This is a genomic window from Streptomyces sp. EDA2-14 (genome assembly GCF_054963755.1).
Map to the genome: position 1 here is coordinate 51541 of NZ_JBUEGE010000015.1, position 16696 is coordinate 68236.

Genomic DNA, 16696 nt, shown 5'->3' on the forward strand with positions numbered 1-16696 from the left:
ATTGTCGGACACCTGGCCGAGTTCCCGCCCGCGCGGTGGCGTGCGGCTACTTGAGGCGGTCTCCGATGCGCTTGCGCATCGACGCCATCGTGAAACCCTTGGGATCCACCTTCCCCGGCTGCCACTCGAGGTGGCCGATGACCGAGCGCTCGGTCCAGCCGTGGTGGCGGCAGATCGCCGCGGCGGCTCTCTCGATGGCCTCCAGCTGGGCGGCGGGCCAGGGGTCGTCGCCGTCGCCGAGGTTCTCGCACTCGAAGCCGTAGAAGCGGCTGTTGCCGTCCGTGTTCGCCTCGTTGTCGTGCGGCAGGCGCTTCTCCGCGATCACCGCGCGCAGCACGTCGTCGTCGCCGAGCCCCGCGTGGTTCGCCCGGCCGTAGCCGACCAGGTGGACGTGGCCGTCCTTCGTGATGACCCCGTGGCACAGCGGCCCCGGCAGGTTCGCATGGCCGTCGCGGCAGACGCGCACCGTGCCGGCGCTGCCCGAGGTGGCGGTGTGGTGGATCATCACCCCGTTCAACGGGCCCCACTCACCGATGTGATTGCGGTTGTGGGTCCGCCAGTCGCCGACCTCGACGACCGTCAGCCCCTCGTCCTTGAGGGCCTTGATGAAGCTGCTTGCGGACATGGGTGGGGCCACGGCCGCCTCCTTCGGGGGAGCGACGGCCGCCGACTGCGTACCGTCTCGTACGGTTCGCTTTTACCCGGAACTGCCGTTCAGCGACCTACTGTTCGCATAACGTGCACAACGTCCGCGACGCCGGCGGCCGGGTCGCTCAGCTGCGCAGGAAGCCGTCCCCGTTCACCGCGATGTGCGACTCGAGGGCCTGCAGTGCCTGCTGGGTCGCCTGCGGGCTGCCGCTGCCCTTGCGCTCCGCGTAGTACGCCGCGCCCAGTTGCTTCAGCAGGTCTCCGCCCGCCCGCTGCGCCTGCATCTCGTCCATCTTCTGCTTGCCCTGCGTCAGACCGCGCTGCGCCTGCTCCTTGGCCCGGTCGAGGAAACCCGCCATGGTGATCACCCTTCTCGCCTGTTCTCGTCTTTACCGTTTCCTGACCAACGGGCGCCGGGATCTTGGAGTTCCGGGTGGTGGCGGCCGGTGGGCCGGACGGGTGCGGAAAAGTGGCCACCCCATGCCCGGACCGCCCGTCATCCATTCCCCCTCATTTGTGTAATGGTGCGCTCGCGCTCCGTGCTGAAGGCTTGTCCTCGCAGGTCAGTTCATGATCGGGAGGGCATTGCACATGTCGGTAGGCGAAGAGGTCCGCGAGCAGGCCCCCGGACCGCAGAAGAGTCTGGGTACGTCCGCGGCGCGGAACCTGGCCACGACGACCAAATCCGCACCGCAGATGCAGGAGATCAGCTCCCGCTGGCTGCTGCGGACACTGCCCTGGGTGGATGTGCGGGGCGGCACGTACCGGGTCAACCGGCGGCTGAGCTACACGGTCGGCGACGGTCGCGTCACGTTCGTGAAGACGGGCGACGACGTACGGGTCATCCCCGCCGAGCTGGGGGAGCTTCCCGCTCTGCGGGGATACGAGGACGAGGACGTACTGGGGGAGCTGGCCCGGCGCTGCACCCAGCGGGAGTTCGCGGCCGGTGAGCTGCTCGCCTCGTTCGGCAGCCGGACCGACGAGGTGTTCCTGCTCGCGCACGGCCGCGTCGAGAAGGTCGGCACCGGCCCGTACGGGGACGACGCGGTGCTCGGCGTGCTCGCCGACGGCTCGTACTTCGGCGAGCAGGCGCTGCTCGACCCGGAGGGCATCTGGGAGTACACGGCGCGGGCGGCCACCGCCTGCACCGTGCTCACGCTCCCGCGCAGCGACTTCGAGCAGATCGCCGAGCGCGCCGATTCACTGCGCGACCACCTCCAGGGGCTGCGCTCACTGCCCGCGCAGCGGTCCAACACGTACGGCGAGAAGGAGATCGACCTCTCGGCCGGTCACGTCGGGGAAGCGGTCCTGCCCGGCACGTTCGTGGACTACGAGGCCGAGCCGCGCGAGTACGAACTGAGCGTCGCCCAGACGGTGCTGCGCATCCACTCGCGCGTGGCCGACCTCTACAACCAGCCCATGAACCAGACGGAGCACCAACTCAGGCTCACCGTCGAGGCATTGAAGGAGCGCCAGGAGCACGAACTGATCAACAACCGGGAGTTCGGACTGCTCAGCAACTGCGAGTACGAGCAGCGCCTCCAGCCGCACGACGGTGCGCCGAGCCCCGACGACATGGACGAACTGCTCAGCAGGCGGCGCGGCTCCAAGCTGTTCCTCGCGCACCCGAAGGCGATCGCCGCGTTCGGCCGCGAGTGCAACAAGCGGGGACTCGTCCCCGAGAGCATCGACGTCGGCGGGAGCCGCATCCCGACCTGGCGCGGAGTGCCGATCTACCCGTGCGACAAGATCCCGGTCTCGGACGCCCGGACCACCTCCATCATCTGCATGCGTACGGGAGAGGAGGACCAGGGCGTCATCGGGCTGCGGCAGTCCGGCATCCCGGACGAGATCGAGCCGAGCCTGTCCGTGCGGTTCATGGGCATCAGCGAGCAGGCGATCATCTCGTACCTGGTGTCCACGTACTACTCCGCCGCGGTCCTGGTGCCCGATGCGCTGGGAGTGCTCGAAAACGTAGAGGTGGGGCGGTGGCGGTGACGGGCCGCGCCCGGTCCGCCGTGTCCCCGCCCAGCCGGGCGGGTACACCCAGGGGGTACGCGCCCACCCGCAGCGGAACCGCCACCGTCCGCACCCTTTCAGGGGTGAGTCCATGACACAGCCGGCCGTGAGAGAGCAGGCGCGAGTGGCAGCAGAGCCGACCGGGTCGGCCGCGGCGGAGGGGCACGACACGCAGGAGGCGTCGGCGATCCTGGCGCAGGCCAGGGCCGCGGTCGACCCGGAGCTGCGGCGGGCCGTCGAGGCCCTGCCCGGATCCATGCGGCGCGTCGCCCTCTACCACTTCGGTTGGGAGCACGCCGACGGCACACCGGCCGCGGGCAACGCGGGCAAGGCCGTGCGGCCCGCCCTCGTGCTCGCGGCGGCGCGGGCCCTGGGCGGGCGGCCGGAGCGGGCGGTGCGGGCGGCGGCCGCCGTGGAGCTGACCCACAACTTCACGCTGCTGCACGACGACGTGATGGACCGGGACGCCACCCGCAGACACCGGCCCACCGCGTGGACGGTGTTCGGGGAGGCCGGCGCGATCCTCACGGGCGACGCGATACAGGCCCAGGCGCAGCGCATGTTCGCCGAGGACGACCACCCGGCGGCCTCGGCCGCGGCCATCCGGCTCGCGGCCTGCGTGGTGGAGCTGTGCGAGGGCCAGGCCGTCGATGTCGCCCTGGAGGGGCGGGGCCCGGCGGAGGTGGGCCTGGCCGAGACGCTGGCCATGGCGGAGGCCAAGACCGGGGCGCTGCTCGGCTGCGCCTGCGCGGTGGGCGGCCTGTACGCGGGGGCCGGAGCCGAGGAGGTCGAGGCGCTCGACGCGTTCGGGCGCTGCGCCGGACTGGCGTTCCAGCTGATCGACGACGTGATCGGGATCTGGGGCGACCCGGCCCGCACCGGCAAGCCGGCCTGCGCGGACCTGGCCGTACGCAAGAAATCCCTGCCCGTGGTCGCCGCGCTCGCCTCCGGCGGTCCGGCGGCGGACGAGCTGGCGGCGCTGTACGGGCCGCCGGGGCCGGGCAAGGAGGGAGTGGCGGAACTGGAGAGGATCGCGCTGGCCGTGGAGCGGGCCGGTGGCCGGGACTGGGCGCAGACGCAGGCCGCGGACCACATGTCCCGCGCGGTGGACCTGCTGTCGCAGGCGGTCCCGGTGCCGGAGGCGGCGGGCGGCCTGCTGTCGCTGGCGGAGTTCGTCACGCGGCGCGGGTACTGACGCCCGCCGGGCAGGGGGGGGCGCCGCCATCGCCCGCGGCGCCCCCCTGCCCCCACGGCGCCCTGCCCGTACACGGAGTGATCGCCTAGAGTGCCAACGGCCGTGCAGAACAAGCTGGTTGGGCGAGGGGCGAAGCGGAATGGGTGTGCGTATCAGGCGGGCGGGGGAGGCCGACCGGGAGCTCGTCGTGCGGCTGCTCGACGAGGTGTTCATGGACGACCCGGTCAGCGGCTGGGTGTTTCCCGATGCGGAGCGACGCCGCAAGCGGCACTCCGGACTGATGGGGGTGTTCGCGGACGCGACGCTCGCGGACGGCTACGTGGATCTCACCGAGGACGAATCGGCTGTCGCGCTGTGGGTGGACATGCCGGCCGAGCCGGTGGACGAGGGCGAGGAGGACGTGCCCGCGCAGGTGCGGGCGGCCGTCGACCCCGACAACGTACGGGTGGAGCAGATAGCCCGGTGGACGGAGCAGACGCATCCCGTGGGCCGGGCGCACGTCTATCTGTGGATGATCGGCGTCGTGCCCGAGCGGCAGGGCCAGGGTCTCGGCACCGCGCTGATGGCGCCGGTGCTCGACCGCTGCGACCGCGAGGGCCTGCCCGCCTACCTGGAGGCCAGCAGCACCCGCAGCCGCGAGCTGTACGAGCGCCTCGGGTTCGTCTTCACCGGAACGGCGATCGACCTGCCGGGCGGACCGTCGATGTGGCCCATGTGGCGGGAGCCGGAGACCGGTTGAGCGCGCCGGGAGGCCTCAGGCCAGGGCCAGCAGCACCGTCGCCGCGGCCGCGCCCACCAGGCCCACGACCTGGGTGCGCGTGACGCGTTCGTGCAGGGCGGCCAGGCCGAGGAGGACGGGGATCGCCGGGTACAGGGAGGCCAGCACCACGGCCACCGCGATGAGCTGGCTGCGGGTGGCGAGGAGATAGCAGGCCAGGCCGAGGGCCGCGCAGCCCCCGATCAGGAGCGAGCCGACGGCCCGGCCCGCCGGCATCCGCAGCGGGATGCGCGGCGCGAGTGGGGCCAGGCAGACCAGCGCGGCGGCCCGGCCCGCCGCGACCGGCCACAGGCCGCTGCCCGTGGCGGCCTGCGCCAGGCACAGGTACTGCACGGCGACGGCGGCACTGGCGGCGAGCGCGTCCGAGGTGCCGGGGCCTCTGCGCGGCGCCGCCCCGTCCGTGGTGGCCGCGCCCGCCGTCCGCGACACCAGCCACAGGGCGGGCAGGGTCATCGCGATCCCGGTCCAGGCAAGCGGTCCCGGGCGGTCGCCGAGGAACCAGACGCCCACCAGGACCGACAGCGCCACTCCGGTGACCGCGCTCACCGGCACCACGACGCTCATCGGGCCCCGGCTCAGCCCCCGGTACAGGAACAGCATCGCCAGTCCACTGCCCGCGCCGGACACCGCGCCCCAGCCCAGGGCGCCGGGCGTGACGTCCGGCGCGGGCGCGAGCACGGCGAGCGCCACGGCCGCGAGCAGGCCGCCGAGCTGGGTCCACAGGGCGATCGCCGCGAAATGGGAGCGACGGGACAGGAGCCCACCGGCGTAGTCCGCGATGCCGTACGCGACCGCGGAGGCGAGTGCGAGGAATATCCCCATTGTGGGCTGTGTGCCCACTCGTCGCCTGCCCTAACGGGCCGCTGGTCAGCCGGTCTTCCCGTCCGGGAAGCTCGCGAAGTAGGTCGCTGCCATGTCCTCGTCCCCGTGCCCCTGCTCGGAGGCGCGCCGGAAGCGGTCGTGGGCGGCGGCCACCGCGTCCACGCGGATGCCCGCGCGTTCGGCCGCGGCGAGTACCAGGCCCGCGTCCTTCGCCGCGTTGTCCACGGAGAAGCTGGGGGTGAGGTCGCCGTTGCGGATGGCCGCGGACTTGTTCTGGAAGTAGGCGTTGTCCAGCGGGCCGCCGGTGATGGCGTCCACCAGGTCGCTCGCGTCCACACCGAGTCCGCGGGCCAGCGCGAGGGCCTCGCCGACGCCCGTGGTCAGCGCGATGACCCAGGAATTGAGGGCGAGCTTGAGACGGCTGGCCGGGCCCGGCGTGCCGTCGCCGATCCACTGCGTACGGGAGCCGACGGCGTCGAAGAGCGGCTGGACGGTCCCGCGCGCGGCCTCGGGGCCGGCCGCGAGCACGACCAGTGCGCCCTGCTCGGCCGGCTGCCGGGTGCCCAGGACGGGCGCGTCGACCAGGAGGAGTCCGGCGCGGGCCGCGTACGCGGCGAGCTCGTCGATGCCTTCGCCGACGGTGCCGGACTGCACCCATACGGTGCCGGGCTTCGGCGTGGCCTGCTGGACGACGTCCAGGGTGCGCGGCCCGTCGGGCAGCACGGTCACCACGACATCGGCGTCCCGGACCGCCTCGGACGCGCTGTCCGTGACCGTCACGCCGTCGGCGGCCAGCGGTTCGGCATTCGCGCGGGTCCGGTTCCAGGCCCGCACGGTGAACCCGGCGCGGGCCAGGTTGCGGGCCATCGGCGCGCCGATCGTCCCGGTGCCGAGCACGGCGACGACGGGGCGGGCGGCGGACGGGTCGGTGCTGCTCATGAGTGAACTCCCTGGTGGGGTGGTGCCTTCCGTGGGCGTGTCCGTCTCAGACGCTAGCCCGTACCGAGGCCTCCATCGCCGTCACGAAGGCATCCCGCGTGGCCTCGTCGACCAGGTCGAGCGAGAGGTAGGGGTTGAGGTCCTCCAGCTCCACGAGGAGCAGCTCGCCGTCCGGGGCGCGGCAGGCGTCGACGCGCTGGATGCCGTGCGGAAGCGTGTTCCACTCGACGAAGGAGCGGGCGAAGTCGCGGTCCGCGGCCGTCGGTTCGTACGGGCGCAGTTCCCAGCGGCGCGCCGGATCGGGCGCGTACAGGGCGTACAGGAGCTGGTCGTCGACGAAGTAGAACGAGACCTCGTACTGGAAGTCGATGCGCGGCTGCACCAGCAGGCCGTCCCCGAACGGCAGCCCCGCGAGCTCGGCGGCGGGCACGGTGCGCAGTCCGATCGAGTCCGCGCCCAGCTTCGGCTTCGCGATGTACGCGTCGGCCCGCGGCAGCCGGTCCAGATCGGCCGCCCGGTCGACCGTCGGGATGACGGGGAACCCGGCCGTGGTCAGATCCAGGAGGTACTGCTTGCCGGCCATGTCGGCGCGCCCGGTCAGCGGGTTGTAGACGTTCGTGCCGCGCTCCAGGGCCTGCGTACGGAACGCCTCGTACGCCTCCTGGTAGCCGAGCACCGGGCCGCTGTTGCGGACCACGACGGCGTCGAAGCCGTCCATGAGCGCGGCCGCGTCCAGCGGATGGCACAGGGCGAGGTCGAACGCCGAGCGCAGCCGGGACGTGAGGTGGATGTCCTCGTCGCAGTAGCGGCGCCCCTTGGCGGGATACGCGAGATCGGTGACGTAGAGGACGCGGGGGCGCGGGGACACGGCGGGACTCCTGATGGTGCCGGTGGGGTGGTGCAGAAGGGGCCCGGCCGAACGGCAGCGCCGCCCGGCCGGGCCCCTTCAGAAGTTCACCGACCCGCGGAGGTGCACCGCCCGCCGGTCGCAGTTGTGAACAGTGCCTTGGGTCAGGCCTTCTTGGTCTCCCAGAAGATCTTGTCGATCTGGGCGATGTAGTCCAGCGCCTTCTGGCCCGTGGCCGGGTCCGACGAGCCCTTGGCGGCCGAGAGGGCCTTCAGGGTGTCGTTGACCAGCTGGTGCAGCTCCGGGTACTTCTCGAAGTGCGGGGGCTTGAAGTAGTCGCTCCAGAGCACCGACACGTGGTGCTTGGCGAGCTCGGCGCGCTGCTCCTTGATGCCGATGGCACGCGTCTGGAACTGCGGGTCGTCGTTGCCGGCCATCTTCTCCTGGACGGCCTTGACCGACTCGGCCTCGATGCGGGCCTGGGCCGGGTCGTACACGCCGCAGGGGAGGTCGCAGTGAGCGCTGGCCTTCACCTTGGGGGCGAACAGGCGGGAAAGCATGGAGCTGTTCCTTCCTCGTGATCGTCTTCTCGGGTGCGACATTACTCCGTGGGGAACGGGTTTTCTCGGGTGCCCCCGGCGGCTTAGGACAAAAGTCCGGGGCAAGACTCGGACTGGTGGAGGATGGAACCGTAAGGGCACCGGGCCCGCGGGCCGGCGGGAGCAGCGGTTGGAACCGGGGAGGTTTTCTGATGCCCGAGGCGATCGAGGAGATGCGCGAGGCGAAGGTGCCGTTTCAGATCATTGAGGTGGAGGGTCCTTCGATGGTCCCGACGCTGTACCCCGGTGACTGGATGCTGGTGCAGCACGGCGCGCGGGTGCGGGCCGGTGACGTGATCGTCCTGCGGCACCCTTTTCAGCAGGACCTGCTGGTGGTGAAGCGGATCGCCGAGCGGCGCGAGGGCGGCTGGTGGGTGCTCGGCGACAATCCGGGCGCCGGTGGTGACAGCCCGGTGTACGGGGTGGTGCCGGACGAGCTGGTGCTCGCGAAGGTGCGCGGGCGGCTGCGGCGCCGCAAGCCGTGGGTCGAGGGCGAGGGTCAGCGCTCGGTGACGGCGGTGCTGTCCTGGCTCTTCTCCGCGGTACGACCCGTGCTCTCGGACCGGTCGGCCTCCAAGCGCTTGCGGGCGCGGTAGGCGGCGACGTTCGCGCGCGTCGCGCAGCGGTCCGAGCAGTAGCGGCGGGAGCGGTTGGTGGACGTGTCCAGGTAGGCGTTGCGGCAGGGGGTCGCCTCGCACACGCCGAGGCGGTCGACGCCGTACTCGGTGAGGTGGAAGGCGAGGCCCATCGCGGCGATGGCGGCGTAACCGGCCGTCGCGTTCGACGGGTGGTCGGACAGGTGCAGGTGCCACAGCGGGCGGCCGTCGTCGTCTCGGTGGTTGTGCCCGGAGATCTGCGGGCTCACCGGGAACTCCAGGAGCAGTGAGTTCAGCAGATTCACCGCCAGCTCCTCGTCGCCTCCGTCGGCCGCCTCGAACACCGCGCGCAGCCGTCCTCGTACGCCCCTGAAGCGGGTCAGGTCGGCTTCGGTGGCGCGGCGGGCCGCCTCCTGGTTGGCGCCGAACAGTGCGCGTACCGCCTCCACCGACGTCAGTGAGTCCTTGCCGCGCTCCGGCTCCTCGGTGTTGACGAGGCGCACGGCGTAGTCCGAGTAATAGGCCAGTTCCACTTGTAGTCCTTACCGGTGCGCTCTATCGTCGTGTCGAGCGAGGGTAATACTCACTCGCGCCTTAAGGGTATTACGGGAGGGTTCATGTCCGAGACCGCTGCCACCACTCGTACCACCGACTGGCGGGCCTGGCAGGAGAGCTGGGACCGGCAGCAGGAGTGGTACATGCCGGACCGCGAGGAGCGGTTCCGCGTCATGCTCGACATGGTCGAGGCATTCGTCGGGCCCGCGCCCCGCGTGCTCGACCTCGCCTGCGGCACCGGCAGCATCACCGACCGGCTGCTGAGCCGGTTCCCGGACGCCACGAGCGTGGGCGTCGACCTCGATCCGGCGCTGCTCGCCATCGCGCGCGGCACGTTCGAGGGGGACCGGCGGGCCGAGTTCGTGACCGCCGACCTGAAGGACCCGCGGTGGACGGAGGCGCTGCCGCACGACTCGTACGATGCCGTGCTCACGGCCACCGCACTGCACTGGCTGCACTCCGAACCCCTCGCGACGCTCTACGGACAGGTCGCCGGGCTCGTCCGCGACGGCGGCGTCTTCATGAACGCGGACCACATGATCGACCAGACGACGCCGCGGATCAACGCCGCGGACCGGGCGCTGCGGCATGCGCGGATGGACTCCGCCAAGGCCGGCGGGGCGGTGGACTGGGCCGCGTGGTGGGCGCTGGCCGCCGCGGATCCGGTGCTGGCGGGGCCCACGGCCGAGCGGTTCGAGATCTACGGAGAGCATGCGGACGGGGATACGCCGTCTGTCGCATGGCATGCGGAGGCGCTGCGCGGGGGCGGGTTCGGGGAGGCGCGGGCGGTGTGGTGTTCGCCGTCCGATGCGATGGTGCTTGCCGTGAAGTAAGCCCCCGCGGCGACGGCGGCGCGGTCTCGGGGCTCTGCCCCGGACCCCGCTGCTCAATCGCCGCAGGGGCTTGAAATGCCTACAGCACCTTCGACAGGAAGGACTGGGTGCGTTCCTGTTGGGGGTTGGTGAGGACCTCGCGCGGGTCGCCGGACTCCACCACCACGCCGTCGTCCATGAAGACCAGGCTGTCGCCGACCTCGCGGGCGAAGCCCATCTCGTGGGTGACGACGACCATCGTCATGCCGGACTCGGCGAGGTCGCGCATGACGTCGAGGACGTCGCCGACCAGCTCCGGGTCGAGCGCCGACGTGGGCTCGTCGAAGAGCATCAGCTTCGGGTCCATCGCCAGCGCGCGGGCGATCGCGACGCGCTGCTGCTGGCCGCCGGAGAGCTGCGAGGGGTAGTTCGCGGCCTTGTCGGCGAGGCCGACGCGGTCGAGCAGTTCCTGGGCCCGCGTGCGGGCGTCGGACTTCGACTGCCTCTTGACCTGGACCGGCGCCTCCATGACGTTCTCGAGCGCCGTCATGTGCGGGAACAGGTTGAAGCGCTGGAAGACCATGCCGATGTCACGGCGCTGAAGCGCGACCTCCCGGTCCCGCAGCTCGTACAGCTTGTCGCCCTGCTGCCGGTAGCCGACCAGGTTCCCGTCGACGTACAGCCGTCCCGCGTTGACCTTCTCCAGGTGGTTGATGCAGCGCAGGAACGTCGACTTGCCGGAGCCGGACGGGCCGATGAGGCAGAACACCTCGCCCTGCTTGACCTCCAGGTCGATGCCCTTGAGGACCTCTACGTGGCCGAAGGACTTGTGGACCTGCTCGGCCTTGACCATGGCGTGCTGATCGGTCATGCCGCGCCTCCGTTCGGACGACCCAGGGAGAACAGGGTTCCGCGCACCTTCTGCCAGGGCGTGGCCGCCAGTTGACGGCTGGTGCCGCGGGCGTAGTGCCGCTCGATGTAGAACTGGCCGACGCTGAGGATCGAGGTCATGACCAGGTACCAGGCGGCGGCCAGGAAGTACATCTCGACCGGCGAGCCGGACTGCTGGCCGATGTCCTGCGCGGCCCGGAACAGGTCCGGGAACTGCACGGCGGACACCAGGGAGGTCGTCTTCAGCATGTTGATGACCTCGTTGCCCGTGGGCGGCACGATCACGCGCATCGCCTGCGGGATGATCACCCGGCGCAGCGTCTTCGCGTGGCTCATGCCGAGGGCGTGCGAGGCCTCGGTCTGGCCCTCGTCGACCGACTGCAGGCCGGCGCGGCAGATCTCCGCCATGTACGCGGCCTCGTTGAGACCGAAGCCGAGCAGCGCCGTCAGGAACGGCGTCATGAAGGACGACCAGTAGTCCTTGTAGATCGGCCCGAGGTTGATGTACTCGAAGACCAGGCCCAGGTTGAACCAGACGAACAGCTGGACCAGGACCGGGGTGCCGCGGAAGAACCAGATGTAGAACCAGGCGATGGAACTGGTCACGGGGTTCTTCGACAGGCGCATGACGGCGAGCAGAATGCCGCCGACGATGCCGATCACCATCGACAGGACCGTCAGGAGCAGCGTCTTCCCGGCGCCGCTGACGATCCGGTCGTCGAAGAAGTAGTCGGGGATGGCGCCCCAGTTGATCTTGCCCTGGGCGAACGCGTAGACGATCAGGGCCAGGACGGCGACGGCGATCAGCGCCGAGAGATACCGCCCGTAGTGCCGCACCGGGATCGCCTTGACGGCTGCCGGTGGGGCTGCGGACGGCGGGGTGTCCTCGGGGCCGCCGCCCGACTTGTCGATGTCAACAGACACGGATGTTGCCTTTCACGACGTCGCGGACGTCCATGACGTGAGCCGCGCGGTCAATGACGGTGAGTGCGCGGTCACTTGCCGCCGTTGAGGCTCGCCGACTTCACGGCGCCCGCCTCCACGCCCCACTTCGCGATGACCTTGTCGTACTCGCCGTTCTTGATGATCGCGTCGAGCGCGGCCTTGATCGCGTCGCGCAGCTGCTTCTGGTCCTTGGAGACCGCGATGCCGTACGGGGCGGCCTCGACCTGGTCGCCGACGATCTGGAAGTCCTTGCCGCCGCCCGAGGTCTTCACCGCGTACGCGGCGACCGGGAAGTCGGAGGAGCCGGCGTCGGCGCCGCCGGAGCGCAGCCGGGTCTGGGCCTGCTGGTCGTCGTCGAAGGCCTGGATGCCCATCTTCTTGCCCGCGGGGCACTTCTTGGCCTGCGCCTTGGCGAGGTCGTGGGAGACCGTGCCGCGCTGCACGACGATCTTCTTGCCGCACAGGTCGTCCCAGGTCTTGATGCCCTGGGTCTTGCCCTTCGGCGTGTAGATCGAGACGCCGGCGTTGAAGTAGTCGACGAAGTCGACGCCCGAGCCGACCTTCTTGCCGGTGTCGGAGTCGATGCCGTTCTGCCGGTCCTTGGTGTCGGTCATGGCCGACATGGCGAGGTCGTAGCGGTTCGACTTCAGGCCCGTGATCAGGGTGTCGAACGTGCCGTTCTGGAACTCGAAGGTCACGCCGAGCTGCTTGCCCATCGCCTTGGCGAGGTCGGGGTCGATGCCGATCGCCTTGCCGGACTTGTCCTTGAACTCGACCGGCGCGTAGGCGATGTCCGAACCGACCCGGATCGTGCCCTTGTCGCGGATCTCCTTGGGGAGCTTGTCCGCGAGCGGGGCGGACTTCGAGCCGGTCTTGCCGCCGTCGGCCGACTTGGTCTGGTCACCGCAGCCGGTCAGCAGCAGAGTGCCGGCGACCGCGATCGCGCCGACCGCTGCCATCCGGGACTTCGCGGACTTCGCGGTCGTGCGCTGGGTGGTGCTTGCGGTCATGGTTGGTTCCTCCGGCCGGGTGTGGGAGTTGCCGTGCTGGTCGCCTTGGCACACGCCTTCGGGTGTCGCGACCTCGTGTGATGAGGCATCTTGCCATTCGGACTGGCCGGATCAGGAGGTCAGCCATGTCAAAATCGGATAACAGGTGACCGAAGAGTGCCAACGCCCGGCGGTTTCACGGTGCATGGGCCCTGCATCATCTGCGGGACTTCCGCCCGCGGGCCGAAAAATCTCCTGCCCGCCGCCCCATGTCTCACCATTCGGGCGGACTTCCCTGGTTTTGTGCGACTGACTTGTTGACTTGTCCAGATATTCGGCTATGAGTCATGTCACCGAGGCGTGATCGATCACGGGCGGGCTCGTGCCCGACACCCCCTGTCAGGTAAGAAGGATCCTTACACCCCTCATCCGGGGCTCAGGGCGTGCGTGCGGCGCGCCCGTCGCGCAGGTGCCTCCCAGGCGGACCACAACAGGGCCGTCCGGTGCGTGCGCGGTGCCCGCCCGTTCCTCAATCAGGGACGGAACCACCCTCAACCTGTGCAACATGACTTAAGGGGTCAGAAAAGTGGCAGCGGAGATCGTCAACCCTCGCAGCGACGCGAGTACCGGCAACGAGGGCTCCGACGAGCCCTTCGATCCGGCTTTCGCGCTGCACCGTGGCGGCAAGATGGCCGTGCAGGCCACCGTGCCGGTCCGCGACAAGGACGACCTGTCCCTGGCGTACACGCCCGGCGTCGCGAAGGTGTGCAGCGCGATCGCCGAGCAGCCGGAGCTCGTTCACGACTACACGTGGAAGTCGAGCGTCGTGGCCGTCGTGACGGACGGCTCGGCCGTCCTCGGACTCGGTGACATCGGTCCCGAGGCCTCCCTCCCCGTGATGGAGGGCAAGGCCATTCTCTTCAAGCAGTTCGGCGGCGTGGACGCGGTGCCGCTGGCGCTCGCGACGAACGACGTCGACGAGATCGTCGACTCCGTCGTGCGCCTCGCCCCGTCCTTCGGCGGCGTGAACCTGGAGGACATCTCGGCGCCCCGTTGCTTCGAGATCGAGCGCAAGCTCCAGGAGCGACTCGACATCCCGGTCTTCCACGACGACCAGCACGGCACCGCCGTCGTGACGCTGGCCGCCCTGAAGAACGCGGCACGGCTCAGCGGGCGGACGCTCGGCGAGCTGCGCGGCGTGATCTCCGGCGCCGGTGCGGCGGGCGTCGCGATCGCGAAGTTCCTCCTCGAGGCGGGCCTCGGCGACGTGGCGGTCACCGACCGCAAGGGCATCGTCAGCCGGGACCGCGAGGACCTCACGCCGGTCAAGCGCGAGCTCGCCGAGATCACCAACAAGGCGGGCCTGTCGGGCTCCCTGGAGGACGCGCTCGCGGGCGCCGACGTCTACATCGGCGTCTCCGGCGGTACGGTCCCCGAGCCCGCGGTCGCCTCGATGGCGCCGGGTGCCTTCGTGTTCGCGATGGCCAACCCGAACCCCGAGGTGCACCCCGACATCGCCCACAAGTACGCGGCTGTCGTCGCGACCGGGCGTTCGGACTTCCCGAACCAGATCAACAACGTGCTGGCGTTCCCCGGCATCTTCGCGGGCGCGCTGCAGGTCCGGGCCTCCCGGATCACCGAGACGATGAAGATCGCGGCTGCCGAGGCGCTCGCCGCGGTGGTCGGTGACGAGCTCTCCGCCGAGTACGTCATCCCGTCCCCGTTCGACGAGCGGGTGGCGCCAGCCGTCACCGCGGCGGTCGCCGCCGCGGCCCGGGCCGAGGGTGTGGCGCGCCGATAGTTGTCGGTTCGCTCCGCTTGTTCGGTGAAGGCCCCGCCTCTTCGGCGGGGCCTTCACCGTATGCGGGGCGTTCGTGGCTACGGGACGTGTGTCACAGGTGGCGGAGGTTCCGCGGTGTGGGCACGGCACATATCGTCAAGGTCATGTTCGCCGCCTACGCAGCCCGAATCGACCGTGATCAGCCGCTGAACGGACTGGAGTTGGGGGAGCGGCCCGCCCCCGAGAACAGGCCCGGCTGGACCACCGTGAACGTCAAGGCCGCATCCCTCAACCATCACGACCTGTGGTCGCTGCGCGGGGTCGGTCTCGGGGAGGAGTCCCTGCCGATGATCCTCGGCTGCGACGCCGCCGGGATCGACAGCGAGGGCAACGAGGTCGTCCTGCACTCCGTCATCGGACAGACCGGATACGGGGTCGGTCCGCGCGAGAAGCGCTCCATCCTCACCGAGAAGTACCAGGGCACCTTCGCCGAGCAGGTCACCGTCCCCGAGTGGAACGTGCTGCGCAAGCCGAAGGAGCTCTCCTTCGAGGAGGCCGCCTGCCTGCCGACCGCCTGGCTCACCGCCTACCGGATGCTCTTCACCAACGCGGGCGTACGGCCCGGTGACTCGGTCCTCGTGCAGGGCGCGGGCGGCGGGGTCGCGACCGCCGCGATCGTGCTCGGCAAGGCGGCGGGCCTGCGGGTCTTCGCGACCAGCCGCGACGAGGCGAAGCGCAAGCGGGCCCTGGAGCTCGGTGCCGTGGAGGCCGTGGAGACCGGTGCGCGGCTGTCGCAGCGGGTGGACGCCGTGATCGAGACGGTGGGCGCCGCCACGTGGTCGCACTCCGTCAAGTCCCTCAAGCCGGGCGGGTCCCTGGTGATCTCGGGAGCGACGAGCGGGCCGAACCCGCCCGCCGCGGAACTGAACCGGATCTTCTTCCTCGAACTCAAGGTCGTCGGCTCGACCATGGGGTCCAAGGACGAGCTGGAGGATCTGCTGTCCTTCTGCGCCGCGACCGGCGTCCGTCCGGTGATCGACGAGGTGCTTCCGCTGGACCGGGCCCGCGAGGGCTTCCAGAAGATGGCCGGCGGCGAGCTGTTCGGCAAGGTCGTGCTCAGCGTCTGACGCCGCGATTGGTGGGGCGTTGCGCGGCGCCGCGGTTTCGGGGCTGTGCCGGGGCGGCGCCCCTGGTGTCCGTTGCACGGCACCGGGGGCCGCCTTGCCCACCCTGCCGCCCAAGGCGGCAGATTGCCCAAGGCGGTGGCGGCACACATCCGCCCACGGGGAGGTAAATCAAGCCCCGCCCCGTGTCACGGATTCGGGGAGCGGAGTGTCGCTGCGATGTGGGCCGCCGCCTCCGACAGGTGGTGGCGGGCCTCCTGGAGCTGTGAGGCCGATACGCCGTGGTCGCGGGCCGCGTCGCGGATGTCGTCGCGGAAGCGGTCCAGGAGGCGGTCCAGGTCGCGGGCCGGGTCGTCGGTGGGCTCCTCGGAGGCCCAGGACGGGACGTACTCCGTGGGGACCTCGTCGCTCGGCGGGCGGTACTGCGGCCCGGGCCTGCTCCAGGACTTGCCGAACTCGCCGAACTCCTTCGCCAGTTCGGTCAGGCCCTCGCGCACCCCGGTCGGCCAGTCGCCGCGCGTGAAGTGGTCCTGCACCTGCTCCTGGACGCGCCTGGCCATGCGCTGGAAGTCCTCCGCCGCCTGCGCCCGCACCTCCTCCTGCGACTCCTTGGCCTGGCGGCGCGCCCGCTGGGCCTCCTCGCGGGCCCGGCGGCTCTCGTCCTTCGCGCGCCGCGCCTGCTCCTTCCACTCGTGCTTGGCGCGCCGCACCTCGTCCTTGGTGGCCCGCCACGCCTCCTTGTCGGTGAAGTCACCGGTGCCCGCGCCGGTACGGGTCTGGGACGCCGCGGCACGGACCTCGCGGCGCAGCTCGCCCGCCGCGCCCCGCACGTCGTCCCTGATCTCGGCCGCCAGCTCGGCCACGGACTCGCGGATCTCCAGCTCCAGGTCGGCCAGCTCGCCGCTGCGGTCGGCCAGCTCGGCCCGGCCCGCGTCGGTGATCGCGTAGACCTTCCGGCCGCCCTCGGTGGTGTGCGTGACCAGGCCCTCGGACTCCAGCTTGGCCAGGCGCGGGTAGACCGTGCCGGCCGAGGGGGCGTACAGACCTTGGAAGCGCTCCTCGAGCAGACGGATCACCTCGTACCCGTGGCGCGGCGCCTCGTCGAGCAGCTTCAGCAGGTAGAGCCGCAGGCGGCCGTGGGCGAAGACGGGGGGCAT

Annotated in this window: 18 protein-coding genes; 7 read left to right on the forward strand and 11 right to left on the reverse strand. The window is 70.8% G+C overall.

The features are described from left to right. Positions 1-46: 46 nt before the first annotated feature. Together ACY34M_RS29295 and ACY34M_RS29300 are read right to left on the reverse strand one after the other, a co-directional pair. Complete coding sequence (locus tag ACY34M_RS29295; RefSeq protein WP_462721334.1) at positions 47-637, reverse strand: N-acetylmuramoyl-L-alanine amidase; 591 nt, start codon at positions 635-637, stop codon at positions 47-49. Between the two features lie 136 nt (positions 638-773). Continuing rightward, entirely contained in the window at positions 774-1007 is a 234-nt protein-coding gene (locus tag ACY34M_RS29300) for a hypothetical protein (RefSeq protein WP_462721335.1), read from the reverse strand. A 232-nt stretch (positions 1008-1239) separates the two neighbouring features. Here ACY34M_RS29300 and ACY34M_RS29305 point away from each other — a divergent pair, with 232 nt between their 5' ends. From ACY34M_RS29305 to ACY34M_RS29315, 3 genes are all read left to right on the forward strand, one after another. After that, entirely contained in the window at positions 1240-2646 is a 1407-nt protein-coding gene (locus ACY34M_RS29305; RefSeq protein WP_462721336.1) for a family 2B encapsulin nanocompartment shell protein, read from the forward strand. Positions 2647-2758: 112 nt separating this feature from the next. Continuing rightward, positions 2759-3862 (forward strand): family 2 encapsulin nanocompartment cargo protein polyprenyl transferase, encoded by a 1104-nt coding sequence (locus ACY34M_RS29310; protein ID WP_462721337.1) that lies wholly within the window; start codon positions 2759-2761, stop codon positions 3860-3862. A gap of 139 nt (positions 3863-4001) precedes the next feature. After that, positions 4002-4601: a GNAT family N-acetyltransferase gene (locus ACY34M_RS29315; RefSeq protein ID WP_462721338.1), complete on the forward strand. Its 600-nt coding sequence runs from the start codon at positions 4002-4004 to the stop codon at positions 4599-4601. 15 nt (positions 4602-4616) lie between these two features. Here the strand turns inward: ACY34M_RS29315 and ACY34M_RS29320 are convergent, their stop codons facing one another. From ACY34M_RS29320 to sodN, 4 genes are all read right to left on the reverse strand, one after another. Next, positions 4617-5462 (reverse strand): EamA family transporter, encoded by an 846-nt coding sequence (locus ACY34M_RS29320; protein ID WP_462721339.1) that lies wholly within the window; start codon positions 5460-5462, stop codon positions 4617-4619. A gap of 45 nt (positions 5463-5507) precedes the next feature. Next, positions 5508-6401, reverse strand: coding sequence for an NAD(P)-dependent oxidoreductase (locus tag ACY34M_RS29325; protein WP_462721340.1), 894 nt, complete (start codon positions 6399-6401; stop codon positions 5508-5510). 46 nt (positions 6402-6447) lie between these two features. Beyond that, complete coding sequence (locus ACY34M_RS29330; RefSeq protein WP_462721341.1) at positions 6448-7269, reverse strand: ATP-grasp domain-containing protein; 822 nt, start codon at positions 7267-7269, stop codon at positions 6448-6450. A gap of 143 nt (positions 7270-7412) precedes the next feature. Continuing rightward, a complete protein-coding gene (gene sodN, locus ACY34M_RS29335) occupies positions 7413-7808 on the reverse strand; it encodes a superoxide dismutase, Ni (RefSeq protein WP_306323441.1) in 396 nt (131 codons plus the stop codon). Between the two features lie 191 nt (positions 7809-7999). On the opposite strand from sodN, the gene sodX reads away from it, so the two are divergent. Further along, positions 8000-8443 carry a nickel-type superoxide dismutase maturation protease gene (gene sodX, locus ACY34M_RS29340; RefSeq protein ID WP_462721342.1) on the forward strand — a complete coding sequence of 148 codons (444 nt, stop codon included), beginning with the start codon at positions 8000-8002 and terminating at the stop codon, positions 8441-8443. Here the strand turns inward: sodX and ACY34M_RS29345 are convergent. After that, a complete protein-coding gene (locus ACY34M_RS29345) occupies positions 8347-8976 on the reverse strand; it encodes a CGNR zinc finger domain-containing protein (RefSeq protein WP_462721343.1) in 630 nt (209 codons plus the stop codon). The genes sodX and ACY34M_RS29345 overlap by 97 nt on opposite strands. A gap of 84 nt (positions 8977-9060) precedes the next feature. Between ACY34M_RS29345 and ACY34M_RS29350 the strand changes: the two genes are divergently transcribed. Next, on the forward strand, positions 9061-9831 hold the full coding sequence (locus tag ACY34M_RS29350; protein ID WP_462721344.1) for a class I SAM-dependent methyltransferase: 771 nt from the start codon (positions 9061-9063) through the stop codon (positions 9829-9831). A gap of 79 nt (positions 9832-9910) precedes the next feature. Here ACY34M_RS29350 and ACY34M_RS29355 read toward each other — a convergent pair whose 3' ends face one another. The 3 genes from ACY34M_RS29355 to ACY34M_RS29365 form a co-directional block, all read right to left on the reverse strand. Beyond that, positions 9911-10663, reverse strand: coding sequence for an amino acid ABC transporter ATP-binding protein (locus ACY34M_RS29355; RefSeq protein WP_462721472.1), 753 nt, complete (start codon positions 10661-10663; stop codon positions 9911-9913). Positions 10664-10677: 14 nt separating this feature from the next. Next, entirely contained in the window at positions 10678-11625 is a 948-nt protein-coding gene (locus tag ACY34M_RS29360) for an amino acid ABC transporter permease (RefSeq protein WP_462721345.1), read from the reverse strand. 71 nt (positions 11626-11696) lie between these two features. Beyond that, positions 11697-12656, reverse strand: coding sequence for an ABC transporter substrate-binding protein (locus tag ACY34M_RS29365; RefSeq protein ID WP_462721346.1), 960 nt, complete (start codon positions 12654-12656; stop codon positions 11697-11699). A 565-nt stretch (positions 12657-13221) separates the two neighbouring features. Here ACY34M_RS29365 and ACY34M_RS29370 point away from each other — a divergent pair. Both ACY34M_RS29370 and ACY34M_RS29375 read left to right on the forward strand, forming a co-directional pair. Further along, the gene (locus ACY34M_RS29370) at positions 13222-14436 is read left to right on the forward strand and encodes an NAD(P)-dependent malic enzyme (RefSeq protein WP_462721347.1); all 1215 of its coding nucleotides are present in this window, start codon (positions 13222-13224) and stop codon (positions 14434-14436) included. 143 nt (positions 14437-14579) lie between these two features. Beyond that, positions 14580-15542, forward strand: coding sequence for a zinc-binding dehydrogenase (locus ACY34M_RS29375; protein WP_462721348.1), 963 nt, complete (start codon positions 14580-14582; stop codon positions 15540-15542). Between the two features lie 185 nt (positions 15543-15727). Here the strand turns inward: ACY34M_RS29375 and ACY34M_RS29380 are convergent, their stop codons facing one another. Further along, on the reverse strand, positions 15728-16696 hold the full coding sequence (locus ACY34M_RS29380) for a PadR family transcriptional regulator (protein WP_462721349.1): 969 nt from the start codon (positions 16694-16696) through the stop codon (positions 15728-15730).

What these genes read in the sequence shown, in the direction of transcription:
- ACY34M_RS29300 (WP_462721335.1), bottom strand. Translation starts at nt 1,007, where the DNA reads ATGGCGGGTTTCCTCGACCGGGCCAAGGAGCAGGCGCAGCGCGGTCTG.
- ACY34M_RS29305 (WP_462721336.1), top strand. Translation starts at nt 1,240, where the DNA reads ATGTCGGTAGGCGAAGAGGTCCGCGAGCAGGCCCCCGGACCGCAGAAG.
- ACY34M_RS29310 (WP_462721337.1), top strand. Translation starts at nt 2,759, where the DNA reads ATGACACAGCCGGCCGTGAGAGAGCAGGCGCGAGTGGCAGCAGAGCCG.
- ACY34M_RS29315 (WP_462721338.1), top strand. Translation starts at nt 4,002, where the DNA reads ATGGGTGTGCGTATCAGGCGGGCGGGGGAGGCCGACCGGGAGCTCGTC.
- ACY34M_RS29320 (WP_462721339.1), bottom strand. Translation starts at nt 5,462, where the DNA reads ATGGGGATATTCCTCGCACTCGCCTCCGCGGTCGCGTACGGCATCGCG.
- ACY34M_RS29325 (WP_462721340.1), bottom strand. Translation starts at nt 6,401, where the DNA reads ATGAGCAGCACCGACCCGTCCGCCGCCCGCCCCGTCGTCGCCGTGCTC.
- sodN (WP_306323441.1), bottom strand. Translation starts at nt 7,808, where the DNA reads ATGCTTTCCCGCCTGTTCGCCCCCAAGGTGAAGGCCAGCGCTCACTGC.
- sodX (WP_462721342.1), top strand. Translation starts at nt 8,000, where the DNA reads ATGCCCGAGGCGATCGAGGAGATGCGCGAGGCGAAGGTGCCGTTTCAG.
- ACY34M_RS29350 (WP_462721344.1), top strand. Translation starts at nt 9,061, where the DNA reads ATGTCCGAGACCGCTGCCACCACTCGTACCACCGACTGGCGGGCCTGG.
- ACY34M_RS29355 (WP_462721472.1), bottom strand. Translation starts at nt 10,663, where the DNA reads ATGGTCAAGGCCGAGCAGGTCCACAAGTCCTTCGGCCACGTAGAGGTC.
- ACY34M_RS29365 (WP_462721346.1), bottom strand. Translation starts at nt 12,656, where the DNA reads ATGACCGCAAGCACCACCCAGCGCACGACCGCGAAGTCCGCGAAGTCC.
- ACY34M_RS29375 (WP_462721348.1), top strand. Translation starts at nt 14,580, where the DNA reads ATGTTCGCCGCCTACGCAGCCCGAATCGACCGTGATCAGCCGCTGAAC.
- ACY34M_RS29380 (WP_462721349.1), bottom strand. Translation starts at nt 16,696, where the DNA reads ATGCCCCCCGTCTTCGCCCACGGCCGCCTGCGGCTCTACCTGCTGAAG.